Genomic DNA, 15,442 nt, shown 5'->3' on the forward strand with positions numbered 1-15,442 from the left:
CGGGCGAGTCACGACCGGACAACCACCTGACAGACGGGGAGTCCGCTGAACACCACATCACGTTCTGTGGCCGGAGCACAACTCGTTCAGCCGTTTGTCTTACAGTCAACGCGAATTGCACGATTTCGTGCGTTCTGCACGTGCATTTGGGACATGCAAACGCCCTGGTCAGCGGGCGATACAAGTACTCAGATGATCGTTCACGATGCCCGTCGCCTGCATCAATGCGTAGGCCGTCGTGGGGCCGACGAAGACAAATCCGTTCTTCTTCAACGCCTTTGCCATCGCGACCGATTCCGGTGTTGTCGCAGGCACGTCACCGAGCTTCTTCGGCACCTTCTGCTTGGCCGGCCGGAAGCTCCAGAGCAGCTCGGTGAACTCACCCTCGCCGAGCTCGAGCAAGGCCCGCGCGTTCGAGATCGTGGCGTTGATCTTGAGCCGGTTCCGCACGATGCCCGGGTCGGCCATCAGCCGGTCGAAGTCGGCGCTGCCGAACTGCGCGATCACCTCGGGATCGAAGTGTGCGAACGCGGTCCGGAAGTTCTCCCGCTTGCGCAGGATCGTGATCCACGACAGCCCCGACTGGAACCCCTCGAGCGTCATCCGCTCGAACAGCCCGCGGTCGTCGCGGATCTCCTTACCCCACTCGTTGTCGTGGTACGCGATGTACTCCGGTGCCGAAGTCGCCCACCCGCACCGCGGCTGCCCGTCCGGCCCGGCGACCGTCATGCCGCGACCTCCTTGACCAGCCGCCGCAACGAGATCCGCATCATCACCTCGAACGCGGGCCCAACGACCGGCCAGGCCAGGCGGCCGAGTTTGCCGAACGGCGGGATCACGTCCTCGGACCAGGTGAACACGCTTCCGTCGGCCTTGGTCTTGACGGCGAACGTGCCGGTGCCGCGGACGATCGTGCCGAGGTGCTTCACCGTGCACTCGTTCGGCGGATCCCAGTGTGTGATGACCATGTCGTCAGTGAACCCGATGCCACCGACAGAAGTACGCGCCGCGACTCCGCCGCCGATCCCGACGCCGTCCTGATCGGTCGCCCACACCCGCGTGAACAACATCCACCGCGACTGCCGCGACCAATCCACCACGACAGCCCAGGTGTCCTGCACGTCCAGGTCCAGCTCGATGCTCGCCTCGGCGTGACAGGTGGTCATCAGCTAGGACGCTGGTACGCCGACTGCTCCGGTGGCGCGCTGTGCCGCCCCTGAGCCCCCGGATCGCCCGCAGGTGGCTCCCACGTCTGCCACCCCTCCTGCTCGTCCCCCGGGCCCTCCTGCTGCCCGTTCCCACCCGGCTGCACCCAATGAGGCACCGGCAACTGCTGAGACGCCGGCGCCTGCTGCGCCGACTGCTGAGGACCGGCCTGCGGCTGCTGGTACGGCGTGGCCTGCGACTGCTGTTCGTACGGGGTGGCCTGCGGCTGCTGCTGGTACGGCGAGGGCTGCGCCTGCTGGTCGGGAGTGGGCTGGTACGGCGAGGGCTGCCACTGCGGCCGTTGGTACGGCGACGGCTCAGCCTGCGCCTGCTGGTCCGGGACGGCCTGGCCCTGCTGCTGGTAGCCCGGGGCCTGTGCTTGGCTCTGGTGATCAGGAGCCTGCGCGGGCTGCTCAGGCGCGGCGGCCTGCTGCTGGGGTGTCTGAGACGGCTGCTGGTACGTCGTCGGCGCGGCCGAGCCCGGGTTCGGGAACTGCTGCCCCGGGGCCAGCGCACCCTCGTCATCCTCGGTCGGCTGCTCGTACGGCTGGGTCGGGGACTGCGGTGCGGCGGACGACTCAGTGGGCTGCTGGCTCGACGGGGCGGGCTGTTCCTGGAACCAGGAGCCTCCGTCCGTCGGAGTCGAGGCTCCAAGCGCATCCCGAACCTGCGAGTCGGACTGACCGCTCGCCGGGGTACCTAGTGCGTCAGGTGCCTGCGGGTTGGGCTGCTCGGTCGCCGGGGTGGCGGGGGGCTGCTTGGGGCGTTCGTTGGCTGGGCGGATGGTGGGGAGGCTGCCGGTGGTGGCTTCGAGGAGGGCGCGGGCCTCGGCCTGGAGGCGCTCGTACTCGTTGGCCGCTTCAGACGCCGCTGTCGAGGGCACCGCCTCGGCTTCGGCGGCCGGCTCTTGCGCCGCCGGGACGGCGACTACGGGCACCGTGACGCCCGGAGCGGCCGCTACTGGAGCAGGCTCAGCCGGTACGGCGGCCTCGGGCTCTGCCGGTACGGCCGGCTGCTCGGCGGTGTCGCGCACCGCGGGGAAATCACCCCCGACCAGGATCGGCGGTTGCGAGCCGGTGTCGTCGAAGTCCGCCGCGGTGTAGCGGTTCCGCGAGGCGAACCCGTCTCCGTCCGGCGAGTCGAGGATCGGGGCGACCGCCCGCTCGAGGTCGGCGATCCGGCGGTCGCGTTCGGCGACCTCACGGGCGACGCGCTCGAGCAGGGTGTCGACCTCGTCCATCCGGTAGCCGCGCAGCCCGACGGCGAACCGGACCGACTCGATCTCGGTCGAGGTCAGCGCCTGTCGCGCGGGGACAGTCATGTCGGGGCGGTCGTCGTACGCCGGGCTCATGGCACCCCAACGTCCCGAGGCCACGACGGCGACAGCCCCGATCAACAGCACCACGATCAACCCGAAGAACCACATCACGGGTCCGATCGTGCCATGCCGACCCAGTCACCCGCACAATCGGCGGAGCCTTCAGCTCCCATCTGAGCCCAGCCGACGCTCCTCGCGGCGTTCGCGGGCGGCCGGGTTCTCGGCTTCGGCGACCTGCTGGGCAGCGGTGGAGGCGGCCTCCTCGGCGGCCGCGTCGGCGAGCTCGGCGGCCTTGATGATGTAGCTGACGGCCTCATCCACGGAGTCGGTGATCGTGAACATGTCGAGGTCAGCCGCCGAGATCTTCCCGTCCGCGAGCATCGTCTCGCGCAGCCAGTCGGCCAGCCCGCCCCAGTACGACGTACCGAACAGGACGACCGGGAACGACGTCACCTTGCGCGTCTGCGCCAGCGTGAGCGCCTCGAACAGCTCGTCCAGCGTGCCGAACCCGCCGGGCATCACCACGAACCCCTGCGCGTACTTCACGAACATCGTCTTGCGCGTGAAGAAGTACCGGAAGTTCATCCCGATGTCGACCCACTCGTTCAGGCCGTTCTCGAAGGGCAGCTCGATCCCGAGCCCGACCGAGACCCCGCCGGCCTCGGACGCACCCTTGTTGGCCGCCTCCATCACGCCCGGCCCGCCGCCGGTGATCACCGCGTACCCCGACGAGACCAGCTTCCGCGCCAGCTCCTCGGCGGCGAGGTACATCGGGTCGTCCGGCTTCGTCCGCGCCGATCCGAACACGCTGATCGCCGCACCGAGCTCGGCGAGCATGCCGAACCCCTCGATGAACTCCGACTGGATCCGCAGCACCCGCCACGGATCGGTGTGCACCCAGTCCGACGGTCCGCGGCTGTCCAGCAGCCGCTGCTCGGACGTGGACTGCTGCACCTGCTTGCGTCGCATCACGACCGGCCCGCGCAGCTGGTGGCCGACCGGACGGTCGGGGTGGATCGAAGGTTCGTCTGCCATACCCCCAGGTTAGGACCTATCGCGGCACAGCACCGGCTCAGGCGGACGCGGTCAACCAACTCCTCAGCCGCTGTTCACACAGCTCGATCTCGGCCTCCGGCACGAATTCATCCTGCTTGTGCGCATACAGCGGGTCGCCGGGCCCGTAGTTCACCGCCGGTACGCCGAGCAGCGTGAACCGCGCCACGTCGGTCCAGCCGAACTTCGGCTGCGGCTCGCCCCCGACCACCTGCAGGAACGCGGCCGCGGCCGGCCGCTCCAGCCCGGGCAGTCCCCCGGGCGCCGAGTCCGTCACCACCACGTCGTACCCGGAGAAGACCTCCCGCAGATGCGCCTCGGCCTCCGCCTCGGACCGGCTCGGCGCGAACCGGTAGTTGATCTCCACCGTGCACAGATCCGGTACGACGTTCCCCGCGACGCCACCGTTGATCGCGACCGCGTTCAGCCCCTCGCGGTACTCCAGCCCGTCGATCGGCACCCGCCGCGGCTCGTACGCCGCCAGCCGGGCGAGGATGTCCCCGGCCGCGTGGATCGCGTTGCGGCCCATCCACGACCGCGCCGAGTGCGCCCGCTCGCCGCGGGTGGTGACCTCGATCCGCATCGTCCCCTGGCAGCCCGCCTCGACCACGGCGTTCGACGGCTCCATCACGACCGCGAACACGCCTTCCAGCAGCTCCGGATTCGACTGGGTCAGCTTGAACAACCCGTTCCGCTCGGACTCGACCTCTTCGCAGTCGTAGAAGATGTAGGTCACGTCCCGATTCGGCTCGACCAGCGTGGCCGCCAGCCGCAGCCCGACGGCGACCCCGCCCTTCATGTCGCACGCCCCGAGCCCGTGGATCAGCCCGTCCGCCCGGCGCGCCGGCAGGTTGTCGTTCAGCGGGACGGTGTCCAGGTGCCCGGCGATCACGATCCGCTCGGCCCGCCCGAGGTCGGTCCGCGCCACCACGGTGTTCCCGTGCCGGAACACCTTCAGATGCGAGTACGCCGACAGCGCCGCCTCGACCTGGTCGGCCAGCGGCTCCTCGGTCCCACTGACCGAGGACACGTTCACCAGCGCCTCGGTCAGATCAGGTCCGGACACGGTCAAGTCGAGCTGAGTCATGGGCTAATGGTCCAAGAAGACGCAGAACTCGTTGCCCTCGGGGTCCGCGCAGATGTGCCAGCCGATCTCGTCGTCCTTGGCTCGTAGGAGTGTGGCACCCGCATCGAGGACCGGCTGCAGATCCCCCGCGCTGATGTCCCAGTGGACGCGGTTCTTCACGGTCTTGGGCTCGGGCACCGGCACGAACACCCAGTAGGTGAACGGCAGGCCGGGCACGTTCTCCAGCCAGTACCACGGCTGGTCCGCCGAGCTCCCGAGGTCACCGCCGACCACTCCGGCCCACCACTCGGCCTGCGCCTTCGCATCGACCGAGTCGACCACCAGCTCCATCAGCCGGTACGCCGGGACGCGCTCCCGCACGAATCCGCAGAACTCCCCACCCTCCGGATCCGTCAGCACGGTCCAGCGCGGATGCTCGGTCTGGACGGTCGCCCCGGCCGCCACCAGAGCGTCGATCGACGGGGTGTGCACATCGAGGTGGACCCGGTTCTTGGTCGTCCGCGGGTCGTCGACGGTATTCATCCAGACCGTCTTCTCGGGCGTGTCGCCGAGCAGCACGGTCGGGTTGTCGGCCGGCACGGTCAGCCCGAGTGTCTCCGCCCAGAACGCAACCATCAGACTCGATGCGTTCGCGTCGATACACAGATCCTTGAACCGGGCCACCGTCATACAAGAAGGCTAACCACGCCGTCCCCCAGTTTGTCGGACCTGGTTCTGACTTAGGGTCGTGGGCGTGACTGACCTGCGGACCCGGCTGCGCGCCGTACCGACGCTGACCGGTACTCCCCCGCAGTTCGATCCGGCGCAGGCTCCCGCGACACCGCACGAGCTGTTCGTCGACTGGCTGCTGACCGCGGTCGACCAGCATGTGCCTGAGCCCCTGGCAGCCACCGTCTCCACGGTCCGCGCCGACGGCCGTCCGAACGCGCGGGTGTTGATCCTGAAGGACGTGACGGAGGCGGGCTGGCAGTTCGCCTCGTCTGCGGCCAGTCCGAAGGGCACCGAGCTGGCGGCGACGCCGTACGCCGCTCTGACGTTCTACTGGATTCCGCTCGGCCGGCAGGTGCGTGTGCTCGGCCGAGTCGAGCCCGCCGCTCCGGATGATTCGGCTCTCGACTTCCTGGCGCGTCCGATCGCGGCTCGCGCGGAGTCGCTGGCTGCGCGACAGAGCGACGTACTGAACGACCCGTCCGAGGTCAGCCAGACCGTGGCCGAGCAGACCGAGCGGCTCCAAGCCGACCCGGGGTTGGTCGCGCCGAACTGGACGTTGTACACGTTGCAACCAGACGAGGTGGAATTCTGGCAGGCGGATCCGGACCGCCGTCACCTCCGCCTGCGGTACCGCCTGACCGACAACTGGACGAAGGAGCGCTTGTGGCCCTGATCGACGTGAAGACCGCTGCGGCTCGACTGAGCACGCTGGTGGACGGCCTGGACGAGGCCACTGCCCGCGGCGACTCCGTACTGCCCGGCTGGTCCCGCGGGCACGTGATCACCCACATAGCCAACTTCTCGCGGGCGTTCACCCGCCAGGTCGAGTACGCCCTGCGTGGCGAGCTCGTCGAGGTGTACGACGGCGGCCGGCCCGCTCGTGACGCGGACATCGAGGCCGGTGCGCACCGCCCGGCCGCAGAGCTCACCGCCGATCTGGACGAAGCACTTACCGACCTCCTGGCCGCCTGGGACCGCGTCGGCCCGGAGGACTGGTCCCGGCCGATCCTGCACCGCAACAGCACCCTGGCGCACGGCATCGACGCCACCTGGCGCGAGTTGGTCATCCACACCAGCGACCTGGGCCTCGGCCCAACCCCCGACGAGTGGCCCGCCCACTTCTGCGCCCACCTGCTCGACTTCCTCCGTCCCCGCACCCCCGACGGCATCCACCTGATCCTGCAGCCCTCCGACGGCCCGGTCTGGGAGAACGGCACCGGCGAGGACCACGTCCTCACCGGCACGCTCACCGCACTCACCGCCTGGTACGCCGGCCGCGCCGAGCTGGACGGCGCACCAGAACTCCTCCCCTGGCCCTAACCATTGCGCATTCTTGCTCACATCTGAATGATGTAGGCATGACTGCGCAGTGGGGCTTCGTACTCTGTGACGCCTTGGCGAAGGTGCATCCGACCCGGGACCCGCGACCGGCAGCGACTCAGTTCCAGGCGTTTCTCGGCGAGCCGGCGTCGTTCCAGCTCGCGTATCGGCCGCCGCTCGGGTCGAGCGCACTCCAGGTGCGGGTCGAGGGTCCGGCCGCCGACTTGGTCGCGGTGTCGAGCGTTGACCTCGTGCACTGCGACCTGCTCGCGTTCCCCGAGCACGACGACGGCTACGAGTTCGACGAGCCCGGGCTGTACCCGGACGTGCTGCGGCCGATCCCGAGCGGCGAGACCTCGGTGCGCCCTGGCGAGTGGGCGGCGCTCTGGTTCGACGTCAGCACCACCGACCCCGCACGAGCCGGTCGCCACGAGCTCACCGTCGTACTGAGCGCACCCGACGGGGCTGAGCTGCACCGGCAGCAGGTCACCGTCGAGCTCACCGGAGTCGAGCTGCCGGCACTCGACATCGTGTCGAGTCACTGGATGCACCTTGACTCGCTGGCTGACCACTATGGCGTCGAGGTGTTCAGCGAAGAGCACTGGGCGCTGGTCGACCGCTTCATGGCGTCAGCTGCCGAGATGGGCGCGACCTCACTACTCACACCGGTCTGGACACCACCTCTCGATACAGCGGTCGGCTCGTACCGCACCGTCGTACAGCTCATCGACATCACCGCCACTGAGGACGGATACCGCTTCGGCTTCGACAAGCTGCGCCGCTGGCTGGAGCTGTGCCGACGGAACGGGATCACGGGTGTCGAGGTCGCACACCTGTTCACGCAGTGGGGCGCAAAAGCCACGCCCGGCATCGTGGTCGACGGCCGGCGCGCCTTCGGCTGGGACGTCGACGCGACAGCTCCGCAGTACCGGCAGTTGATGGAGGCCTTGCTGCCGGCACTCCATGCGGTGCTCGACGAGGAGTGGGACCGCGAGCACGTGGTCTTCCATATCTCCGATGAGCCGTCCGGCGAGGACGGGCTCGCCAGCTATCTCGCTGCGAAGGCGGTCGTCGCCGATCTGCTGAAAGGCTGGACACTCGTCGACGCGTTGAGCGAGCACTCGTTCTGGACATCAGGAGCCGTCCCACTGCCTGTCGTCGCCACTGATCACGTCGAACCGTTCCTCAAAGAGCGCCCCGAGCACCTGTGGGTCTACTACTGCGTGAGCCAGAACCGTGACGTCGCGAACCGCTTCATCGGCATGCCCTCGGCGCGCAACCGGGCGATCGGCCACCAGCTCTTCGCGTCCGGCGTGGACGGCTTCCTGCACTGGGGTTTCAACTTCTGGTACACCCAGTACGCCGCCCGCCGCGTCGACCCGTTCACCGAAACGTCAGCCGGCGGCGCGTTCCCGTCCGGGGACCCGTTCATCGTCTACCCCGGCACAGACGGTACGCCGTGGCCGTCGCTCCGGCACCGTGTCTTCGCTCAAGCGATCTGGGACCACCGCGCGCTCCAAGCCATCCGCGCCCGACACGGAAACGCCAGAGCACTGGACGTGATCGACCCTGACCGGACGCTGCGCTTCAACCGCCCAGTGCTCGACCCCGACCACTACTACCAAGCCCGGCAACGCATGGTCGCCGCACTCACTTGAGGCCGGTGGTCTTCATCGCGTCGACCAGGCGCTTCTGGCCGGCGACGAAGACCACGACTGTCGGGACGGCCGCGATCACAGCGGCCGCCAGGATGAGGTTCCAGGCCGAGGCGTACTGCCCCTGCATGCCGGAGACGCCGAGCTGGATGACGCGCAGGTCCGGGTTCCGGGTGATGGTCAGCGGCCAGAGGAATGCGTTCCAGTTGGCCAAGAAGAACAGCACCGACAGGGACGCGAGCACCGGGCGGCTGAGCGGCAGGATGACACTCCAGTACCGCCGCCAGTAGCCGCAGCCGTCGAGGTCGGCGGCCTCTTCGAGCTCGCGCGGGATGTTCAGGTAGTACTGGCGGAGGAGAAAGATGCCGAAGGCATGGAAGATGCTCGGCACGATCAGGCCGGCGTAGCTGTCCAGCAGGCCGAGTTGCTTGGCGACCAGGAACAGCGGCACCAGGATCACCGGCAGTGAGACGAGCAGTGTCGACATGATGCCGGAGAAGATGATCCCGCGCCCCGGGAACCGCAGCCGGGCCAGCGCGTACGCCGCCATCGAGTGGAAGAACAGCGCGATCACGGTCACCGCGACCGAGACGATCGCCGAGTTCAGCATGAAGCGCGGCATCGGGATCTTCAGCAGCACGTACTGCAGGTTGTCCAGCGTCCAGGTGCTCGGCCAGCCGAAGTCGAAGACGTCCTCGACCGGTTTGAGAGCACTGATCACAATCCAGAGCAGTGGTAACACCGCGATGATCGCGAGTACGTGCGCGACGATCGGCAGGACTCTAATCCTCATCGAAACGGCCTCCTCGGGTGACGCTGAACATCAGGCCGGTACAGAGCACGAGGATCGCGACGACCACGGTGGTCAGGGCGGCGGCGTACCCCATGTTGTTGAAGGTGAACGCCTGCTCGTAGATGTAGAGCACCACCGTGCTGGTCGCACGCGCCGGGCCGCCCTTGGTGAGCACGAAGACCAGATCGAAGGCCTGCAGGCCGGTGACCGCGCCGATCGTCGAGTTCACCACCACGAAGAAGCTGGTCGGGCGGAGCAGCGGCCAGATCACGTACCGGAACCGCTGCCAGGAGCTCGCGCCGTCGATCTGCGCGGCGTCCTCCAGCTCCTTCGGCACGTCCTTCAGCCCGGCCAGGAAGACGAGCATCTGGTAACCCATCAGGAACCAGACGCTGATCACCACATAGGTGCCGAGGGCAAGGGACGGCGTACCGAGGAAGGAGACGTCACCGAGGCCGAGTGGCGCGAGCAGCTTGGACAGCGCGCCGCGCTTGTCGACCAGCAGGAACTGCCAGATCAGGCCGACCACGATCAGGCTGACCACGTTCGGCAGGAAGAACGCCGAGCGGACCCAGCCGATGCCCTTGAAGTGGTTGCGAACCAGCATCGCCAGCGCGAAGCTGACCACGAACGCGATCGGGACGAAGGTGACCACGTAGATCGCGGTCACCTTCAACGAAGCAAGCAGCTGGTCGTCTCCCGCCATCAGCTGGTAGTTCGCCAGACCGACGTACTGATAGTTGCCGAAGCCATCAACCTTGAAGAACGCAACGCCGAACGCGAGCACCATCGGGAGCGCGACGAAGATCAGCAGGCCGAGAGTGTCCGGCGCGAGGAACGCATACGCCGCCAGCGCCTCGCGTCGCTTCTTGGTCATCCGCATCAGCTGATCGGCGCGCCCTGGTAGGTCTTCAGGAAGGTGTCGATCCGGGCCGCCGCGTCGGCCGCGGCCTTGGCCGGATCGGCAGCGTTCAGCTGGCAGGCCTGGATGGCATCGGCGATCGGCTGGTAGACCTCCGGCGGGAAGCGCGGCTCCGGCTTCCCGGTCGGCGCGATCTCACTGACGAACTTCTTCAGCGCGCCATCCGCGAAAGCGCCCTTCGCGTCAGCCGCGGCCTGAACCGACTTACGCGGCGGCACATTGGTCTTGACCACCGTGTTCCACTGCCGCTGCCGCTCGACGCCGGCCGCGTCCGTCGAGCCGAGCGCCCAGGCGATGAACTTGGCCGCCGCCTCCGGGTTCTTGCCCTTGGAGTTCGCGACGAACGCCCAGCCGCCGAGGTCGGTGGCCGCCTTGCCACCGGCCGGAGTCGGGTGCGGAATGACGCCGTACTTGAAGTTCTTCGCCTTGGCACGCATGTCCGCCACTGCCCAGATGCCGCTCTGCTGCATCGCGGCTGCGCCGGAGCCGAGGTTCGAGACCACGTCACCGCCACCATCGCCGAGCGCCTTGCGCGGGGCGACCTTGTTCTGAATGGTGTCCTGCCAGAACTTCAGTGCCTGTACGGCGGCCGGCGAATCGAACGCGACCTTGCCGTCCTTGATCGGGGTGCCGTCACCCTGCCAGAGGAAGGGGTACCAGGTGAAGTTCTGGTAGTAGCCGGGCAGCGTTTCGAACATCACGCCGTACCGGTCCTTGCCGGTGAGTTTCTCGGCAACCGCGAGGGTCTCGTCCCAGGTCTTGGGCAGGTCGGCCTCGGACAGGCCGGCCTTCTCGAAGGCGGTTTCGCTGTAGTACATGGCGAGCGGCTCGATCTCCATCGGCAGTCCGTAGACCTTGCCGTCCACGCTGCGCGCCTCGAGCAGTCCGGGGAGGTAGTCGGCCTTGGACTCGGGCGACAGCGCGGAGCCGAGGTCCTGCAGGACGTTGCCGTTGTAGTAGCGCAGGAAGTCGCCCGGGCTGATCAGGAAGATGTCCGGCCCCTGCCCGGACTGGAAGGCCGTCTGCAGCGTGGTCCCGTTCAGGTAGTCCTTGCCGGGGATGTAGCGCAGTTTGACCTTGACGTCGTTGTTCCGGTTCCACTCGTCGACGACGTCGACGAACCACTTGCTCTGCGGTCCTTGGTCGTCGGACGGGCCGTAGAAGTTCCAGAACGACATCTCCTTGCCGTCCCCGCCGGACGAACCTCCGCAGGCCGACAGCAGCGGCACCGCAGCGAAGGCGCCGAGCAGGGTACGGCGGCTCAGGCGGGCAGGGGGAGGCGTGGCGATCATCAGCTGCTCCAGGGGTGGGCAATCGATTTCTCGCAATCTACGATTCCCACCGAAGCCGGTCAAGACCGGAGCTGCCGTTGATCCGGCCGAAGCCGGAGTATTGGTCTATCCGCAAGGGTTTCGGCCACGAATCAGCCGTTGACACTCCGCGGTCACACTCCCTACTCTGCGTCTACTTGCTGGAAATCGATTTCTCAGTGCGAACGGGGTTTGCGGATGCCAGTTGTGCCGGACCGGGTCGCCCGCGGTCTCGCGGCGGCGCGGACAGCGATCGAGACCGAGGCCGCGGCCGTGTCGGCACTGGCCGATCGCCTCGACGGTGTCTTCCTCGACGTACTGATCGCTGTTGCCGACTGCGAGGGTCACCTGGTGGTGACCGGGCTCGGGAAGTCCGGGCTGGTCGGGCGGAAGATCGCCGCCACCCTGGCAAGCACCGGTACGCCGGCCACCTTCATCCACTCCGGTGATGCGCTGCACGGCGACTCCGGCGCGGTCACCAGCCGCGACCTGGTACTGGCGTTGTCCGCGTCCGGCGAGACGGCCGAGGTCTGCGCGTTCGCCCGGATGCTGCGCGATCGCAAGATCCCGGTGATCGCGATGACGGGTAACGAGGAATCGACGCTGGCCCGGCTGGCGACGTACACGCTGGACACGATGGTGCTGCGCGAGGCCGATCCGCTGAACCTGGCGCCGACCGCCTCCACCACAGCCTCGCTGGCGATGGGCGATGCGCTGGCGTGCGCACTCGTCGTACTGCGGGAGTTCAGTCAGCACGACTTCGCCCGGTTCCATCCGTCCGGTGCCCTGGGCAAGCGTCTGCTCACGGAGGACGCATGAGGTACGACGTGTGCGTGCTCGGGTCGTTCATGAAGGATCTGGTCGCGAGCGCGGACCGGCGGCCGCTGCCCGGCGAGACGCTGCACGGGACCGGGTTCGCCGAACACCTCGGCGGAAAGGGCGTGAACCAGGCGATCGCGTCCGCCCGGATGGGTGCGCGGACCGCGATCGTCGGGACGATCGGCAGCGACCGGTACGGCGAGGAGTTCCTCGAACTGCTCTCCGGAGACGGCGTCGACACCTCGTGGATCGTGCGGCACCCGTCGTTGGGGACCGGGGTCGGGTTGCCGCTGGTGCTGCCGGATGGCGGGAACTCGATCATCATCGTGTCGCGGGCCAATGCCGCGATCACCCCGGCAGATGTGGAAGCGGCAGCCGACGTACTGACTGCCAGCCGGGTGCTCAGCGTGCAACTGGAGTTGCCAGTCTCAGCTAGTCAAACGGCGTTGCGGATCGCGGCGGCGGCTGGGGTGACCACGATTCTCACGCCGGCGCCGGTCGGGCCGATCGATCCGCGACTGACGGCGGATGTGGACATCCTGGTACCGAACGAGGTCGAGGCGGCCGCGTTGACTGGGTTGGACTGCGACGACGAGACGCAGGTGCCGGTGATTGCGCGGAAGCTTGCGGACGAGTGGGACCTGCGGGGGTGCGTGGTGACGCTCGGGGCGCGGGGAGCGTTTGTTGTTGACCGCTCGTCCGGCGCGGAGGTGTGGATCGAACCGCACATGGTGGCGACCGTCGACACGGTCGGTGCCGGCGACGCCTTCTGCGGCTCACTCGCGGCATCCCTTGCCTCCGGCGCCGACCTGGTCGCCGCCGTCCGCCTCGCCAACGCCGCCGGCGCCCTGTCCACCACCGTCAACGGCGCCGCCGCCTCCGCCCCCGCCCGCGCGGCCGCACTCGCCCTGCTGGACCCCGGCTTGTCATGAGACGCTTTGCCCTGGATCGGAGTTAAAGTGCGATCCAGAAGGCCAATCGATTTCCAGCAGGGGGCGGGTATGACGACGATCTACGACGTCGCGCGTAGATCGGGTGTGTCCCCGGCGACGGTCTCCCGGGTGCTCAGCGGACGGCGGAACGTCGATCCCGAGCTGTCCGAGAAGGTCCGCGCCGCGGTCGCCGAGCTCGGCTACCGCCCGAACGGCGTCGCCCGGAACCTGCGCAAGTCCCGGACGAACCTGTGGGCCGTGGTCATCTCCGATATCGAGAACCCGTTCTTCACGTCGCTGGTGCGCGGGCTCGAGGATGTCGCGCAGACCGAGGGGTACCACGTCGTTCTCTGCAATTCCGACGAGGATCCGGCGAAGGAAGCGGCGTACGCGTCGGCCGTCCTGACCGAACAGATGGCCGGGGTCGTGATCTCCCCGACCTCGACCGCCGAGGGCGTCCAGCAGCTCGCCGAGGCCAAGACCCCGATGGTCCTGATCGACCGCCGCGTCGAAGGCGTCGAGGCCGACACCGTCCTGGTCGACAACGAACACGGCGCCCACGAAGGCGTCAAACACCTCATCGACGGCGGCTACCGGCGGATCGCCTGCATCACCGGCCCCCGCAAGGTCAGTACCGCCATGGACCGCCTGGCCGGCTACCGCTCCGCCCTCAAAGCCGCCGGCATCCGCTACGACAAGGACCTGGTCCGGCACGCCGACTTCCGCGAGGCCGGCGGGTACGCCGCGATGGAATCCCTGCTGGCCCTCCCCCAACCTCCCGAAGCCCTCTTCGTCACCAACAACCTGATGACGGTAGGCGCCCTCGAACACCTGGCCAAGGCAGGCCTCCGAGCCCCCCAGGACATCGCCATCGTCGGCTTCGACGACATCCCCTGGGCCGACCTCGTCGTCCCCAGCCTCACCACCGTCGCCCAGCCCACCTACGAACTAGGCCGAACCGCCGGCACCTTGCTGAAGGACCGCATCGCCTCCCCCGGCCGCCCACCCTCCACCGTCACCCTCCGCACCGAACTCCACATCCGGGCCACCTCAGCGCCCAAGTAGGACCGCTACCCGGCCGGCGGCGTACAGACGGACGGGTAGTGGTGGGCTCCGAGCGGGCGTGGCGGCAGCCGCCAGGCGGGCGACGGCGGGGAGCGGTGGACTACTACCCGTTCTTCTGTACGCCGTCGGGGTCCGGGAGGGTGAGGATCTGAGGGCCTTCGGGCGTGATGGCGATGGTGTGTTCGGTGTGGGCTGTGCGGGTGCCGGTGGCGCTGCGGAGGGTCCAGCCGTCGGGGTCGGTGATGAGGTCGGCGGTGTCTTGCATGACCCAGGGTTCGAGGGCCAGGAGGAGGCCGGGGCGGAGTTTGTAGCCTCGGCCGGGGCGGCCGGTGTTGGGGACGTGGGGGTCCTGGTGCATGGTCGAGCCGATGCCGTGGCCGCCGAAGTCGGTGTTGACGGGGTAGCCGGCCGCGGTGAGGACGGTGCCGATGGCGTGTGAGATGTCGCCGATGTGGGCGCCGGGCTGGGCGGCGGCGATGCCGGCGGCGAGAGCGCGCTCGGTGGCCGCGATCAGGGCGAGGCTCTCGGCGGGCCGGGAGTCACCGACGATGAAGCTGATGGCGGCGTCGGCGGCCACGCCACCTTGGAGGACGGCGAGGTCGAGGGTCAGCAGGTCGCCGTCGGCGAGGGCGTAGTTCGAGGGTTTGCCGTGCAGTACGGCGTCGTTGACGGCCGTGCAGATGTAGTGGCCGAAGGGGCCTCGGCCGAAGGATGCCTCGTAGTCGACGTAGCAGGACTGGGCGCCGGCGTCGGCGATCATCGCCTTGGTCCACTGGTCGATGTCGAGCAGGTTGGTACCGACCGCGGTCCGGCTCTTCAGGGTCTGCAGGATGGTGCCGACCAGTGCGCCGGTCTTCGTCGCTTGGGTGAGCTCGGTGGAGCTCAGGATCTCGATCATGCGGGCGTCCCTCTCACGAACCAATAACTATACCGGCCAAACTATACCGGTACTATAATCCGACCATGGTCCGGCTGCCCCTCACCCCCACCGAGATCGAGCGCGGACAGCGCCTCGGCGCACTGCTGCGCCGAGCCCGAGGTGATCGTTCCATCCTCGACACCGCCCTCGACGCCGGCGTCTCCCCCGAGACCCTCCGCAAGATCGAGTCCGGCCGCGTCGCCACCCCGGCCTTCCCCACCATCGCCGCCATCGCCGACGTCCTCGCCCTCTCCCTCGACGAGGTCTGGACCGAGATCAACCCACCCGCCACACCCACCCCCCGCCGCACCCGCGAACCTCTCGCCTCCTAA

17 protein-coding genes are annotated in these 15,442 nt (G+C 68.3%); 7 read left to right on the top strand and 10 right to left on the bottom strand.

What is annotated here, in order from left to right; genetic code table 11:
- Positions 1–168 precede the first annotated feature (168 nt).
- From ACFCV3_RS27785 to ACFCV3_RS27810, 6 genes are read right to left on the bottom strand one after another with little or no spacing between them, the layout of a single operon-like run.
- Positions 169–729: a DNA-3-methyladenine glycosylase I gene (locus tag ACFCV3_RS27785; RefSeq protein ID WP_376034671.1), complete on the bottom strand. Its 561-nt coding sequence runs from the start codon at positions 727–729 to the stop codon at positions 169–171.
- The gene (locus ACFCV3_RS27790) at positions 726–1,166 is read right to left on the bottom strand and encodes an SRPBCC family protein (protein WP_376034672.1); all 441 of its coding nucleotides are present in this window, start codon (positions 1,164–1,166) and stop codon (positions 726–728) included. The genes ACFCV3_RS27785 and ACFCV3_RS27790 overlap by 4 nt, the downstream gene beginning before the upstream one ends.
- Positions 1,166–2,632, bottom strand: coding sequence for a DivIVA domain-containing protein (locus ACFCV3_RS27795; RefSeq protein ID WP_376035121.1), 1,467 nt, complete (start codon positions 2,630–2,632; stop codon positions 1,166–1,168). The genes ACFCV3_RS27790 and ACFCV3_RS27795 overlap by 1 nt, the downstream gene beginning before the upstream one ends.
- A gap of 54 nt (positions 2,633–2,686) precedes the next feature.
- A complete protein-coding gene (locus ACFCV3_RS27800; protein WP_376034674.1) occupies positions 2,687–3,559 on the bottom strand; it encodes a TIGR00730 family Rossman fold protein in 873 nt (290 codons plus the stop codon).
- Between the two features lie 37 nt (positions 3,560–3,596).
- Positions 3,597–4,664, bottom strand: a complete 1,068-nt coding sequence (dapE, locus tag ACFCV3_RS27805) for a succinyl-diaminopimelate desuccinylase (RefSeq protein ID WP_376034676.1) — start codon at positions 4,662–4,664, stop codon at positions 3,597–3,599.
- Between the two features lie 3 nt (positions 4,665–4,667).
- Positions 4,668–5,333 (bottom strand): VOC family protein, encoded by a 666-nt coding sequence (locus tag ACFCV3_RS27810; RefSeq protein WP_376034678.1) that lies wholly within the window; start codon positions 5,331–5,333, stop codon positions 4,668–4,670.
- A gap of 64 nt (positions 5,334–5,397) precedes the next feature.
- On the opposite strand from ACFCV3_RS27810, the gene ACFCV3_RS27815 reads away from it, so the two are divergent.
- Genes ACFCV3_RS27815 through ACFCV3_RS27825 form a run of 3 tightly spaced genes read left to right on the top strand, consistent with a single transcriptional unit; the run spans position 5,398 to position 8,353 of the window.
- A complete protein-coding gene (locus ACFCV3_RS27815) occupies positions 5,398–6,048 on the top strand; it encodes a pyridoxal 5'-phosphate synthase (RefSeq protein ID WP_376034680.1) in 651 nt (216 codons plus the stop codon).
- Positions 6,039–6,695: a maleylpyruvate isomerase family mycothiol-dependent enzyme gene (locus ACFCV3_RS27820; protein WP_376034682.1), complete on the top strand. Its 657-nt coding sequence runs from the start codon at positions 6,039–6,041 to the stop codon at positions 6,693–6,695. Before ACFCV3_RS27815 ends, ACFCV3_RS27820 begins: the two co-directional genes overlap by 10 nt.
- A 38-nt stretch (positions 6,696–6,733) precedes the next feature.
- Positions 6,734–8,353 carry a glycoside hydrolase domain-containing protein gene (locus tag ACFCV3_RS27825; RefSeq protein ID WP_376034684.1) on the top strand — a complete coding sequence of 540 codons (1,620 nt, stop codon included), beginning with the start codon at positions 6,734–6,736 and terminating at the stop codon, positions 8,351–8,353.
- On the opposite strand, the gene ACFCV3_RS27830 is transcribed toward ACFCV3_RS27825, so the two are convergent.
- Genes ACFCV3_RS27830 through ACFCV3_RS27840 form a run of 3 tightly spaced genes read right to left on the bottom strand, consistent with a single transcriptional unit; the run spans position 8,346 to position 11,357 of the window.
- Complete coding sequence (locus ACFCV3_RS27830; RefSeq protein ID WP_376034685.1) at positions 8,346–9,143, bottom strand: carbohydrate ABC transporter permease; 798 nt, start codon at positions 9,141–9,143, stop codon at positions 8,346–8,348. The two genes, ACFCV3_RS27825 and ACFCV3_RS27830, sit on opposite strands and share 8 nt — an antisense overlap.
- Positions 9,133–10,020, bottom strand: a complete 888-nt coding sequence (locus ACFCV3_RS27835) for a carbohydrate ABC transporter permease (protein ID WP_376034687.1) — start codon at positions 10,018–10,020, stop codon at positions 9,133–9,135. Before ACFCV3_RS27835 ends, ACFCV3_RS27830 begins: the two co-directional genes overlap by 11 nt.
- A 5-nt stretch (positions 10,021–10,025) precedes the next feature.
- Positions 10,026–11,357, bottom strand: coding sequence for an ABC transporter substrate-binding protein (locus ACFCV3_RS27840; RefSeq protein WP_376034688.1), 1,332 nt, complete (start codon positions 11,355–11,357; stop codon positions 10,026–10,028).
- A gap of 216 nt (positions 11,358–11,573) precedes the next feature.
- Here ACFCV3_RS27840 and ACFCV3_RS27845 point away from each other — a divergent pair, with 216 nt between their 5' ends.
- From ACFCV3_RS27845 to ACFCV3_RS27855, 3 genes are all read left to right on the top strand, one after another.
- Positions 11,574–12,194: an SIS domain-containing protein gene (locus ACFCV3_RS27845; protein ID WP_376034690.1), complete on the top strand. Its 621-nt coding sequence runs from the start codon at positions 11,574–11,576 to the stop codon at positions 12,192–12,194.
- Entirely contained in the window at positions 12,191–13,126 is a 936-nt protein-coding gene (locus ACFCV3_RS27850; protein ID WP_376034692.1) for a ribokinase, read from the top strand. The genes ACFCV3_RS27845 and ACFCV3_RS27850 overlap by 4 nt, the downstream gene beginning before the upstream one ends.
- A 69-nt stretch (positions 13,127–13,195) precedes the next feature.
- Positions 13,196–14,191 carry a LacI family DNA-binding transcriptional regulator gene (locus tag ACFCV3_RS27855; RefSeq protein ID WP_376034694.1) on the top strand — a complete coding sequence of 332 codons (996 nt, stop codon included), beginning with the start codon at positions 13,196–13,198 and terminating at the stop codon, positions 14,189–14,191.
- 103 nt (positions 14,192–14,294) lie between these two features.
- Here the strand turns inward: ACFCV3_RS27855 and map are convergent, their stop codons facing one another.
- Positions 14,295–15,089: a type I methionyl aminopeptidase gene (map, locus tag ACFCV3_RS27860; RefSeq protein ID WP_376034696.1), complete on the bottom strand. Its 795-nt coding sequence runs from the start codon at positions 15,087–15,089 to the stop codon at positions 14,295–14,297.
- A gap of 65 nt (positions 15,090–15,154) precedes the next feature.
- Here map and ACFCV3_RS27865 point away from each other — a divergent pair, with 65 nt between their 5' ends.
- The gene (locus ACFCV3_RS27865; protein ID WP_376034698.1) at positions 15,155–15,442 is read left to right on the top strand and encodes a helix-turn-helix domain-containing protein; all 288 of its coding nucleotides are present in this window, start codon (positions 15,155–15,157) and stop codon (positions 15,440–15,442) included.

It is taken from the genome of Kribbella sp. NPDC056345 (assembly GCF_042262745.1).
Taxonomy (GTDB): Bacteria; Actinomycetota; Actinomycetes; order Propionibacteriales; family Kribbellaceae; genus Kribbella.

Excerpts from the sequence above, each read along its gene's own strand:
- ACFCV3_RS27785 (WP_376034671.1), bottom strand. The coding sequence starts at position 729 with ATGACGGTCGCCGGGCCGGACGGGCAGCCGCGGTGCGGGTGGGCGACT.
- ACFCV3_RS27790 (WP_376034672.1), bottom strand. The coding sequence starts at position 1,166 with ATGACCACCTGTCACGCCGAGGCGAGCATCGAGCTGGACCTGGACGTG.
- ACFCV3_RS27795 (WP_376035121.1), bottom strand. The coding sequence starts at position 2,632 with ATGTGGTTCTTCGGGTTGATCGTGGTGCTGTTGATCGGGGCTGTCGCC.
- ACFCV3_RS27800 (WP_376034674.1), bottom strand. The coding sequence starts at position 3,559 with ATGGCAGACGAACCTTCGATCCACCCCGACCGTCCGGTCGGCCACCAG.
- dapE (WP_376034676.1), bottom strand. The coding sequence starts at position 4,664 with ATGACTCAGCTCGACTTGACCGTGTCCGGACCTGATCTGACCGAGGCG.
- ACFCV3_RS27810 (WP_376034678.1), bottom strand. The coding sequence starts at position 5,333 with ATGACGGTGGCCCGGTTCAAGGATCTGTGTATCGACGCGAACGCATCG.
- ACFCV3_RS27825 (WP_376034684.1), top strand. The coding sequence starts at position 6,734 with ATGACTGCGCAGTGGGGCTTCGTACTCTGTGACGCCTTGGCGAAGGTG.
- ACFCV3_RS27830 (WP_376034685.1), bottom strand. The coding sequence starts at position 9,143 with ATGAGGATTAGAGTCCTGCCGATCGTCGCGCACGTACTCGCGATCATC.
- ACFCV3_RS27835 (WP_376034687.1), bottom strand. The coding sequence starts at position 10,020 with ATGACCAAGAAGCGACGCGAGGCGCTGGCGGCGTATGCGTTCCTCGCG.
- ACFCV3_RS27840 (WP_376034688.1), bottom strand. The coding sequence starts at position 11,357 with ATGATCGCCACGCCTCCCCCTGCCCGCCTGAGCCGCCGTACCCTGCTC.
- ACFCV3_RS27845 (WP_376034690.1), top strand. The coding sequence starts at position 11,574 with ATGCCAGTTGTGCCGGACCGGGTCGCCCGCGGTCTCGCGGCGGCGCGG.
- ACFCV3_RS27850 (WP_376034692.1), top strand. The coding sequence starts at position 12,191 with ATGAGGTACGACGTGTGCGTGCTCGGGTCGTTCATGAAGGATCTGGTC.
- ACFCV3_RS27855 (WP_376034694.1), top strand. The coding sequence starts at position 13,196 with ATGACGACGATCTACGACGTCGCGCGTAGATCGGGTGTGTCCCCGGCG.
- map (WP_376034696.1), bottom strand. The coding sequence starts at position 15,089 with ATGATCGAGATCCTGAGCTCCACCGAGCTCACCCAAGCGACGAAGACC.
- ACFCV3_RS27865 (WP_376034698.1), top strand. The coding sequence starts at position 15,155 with ATGGTCCGGCTGCCCCTCACCCCCACCGAGATCGAGCGCGGACAGCGC.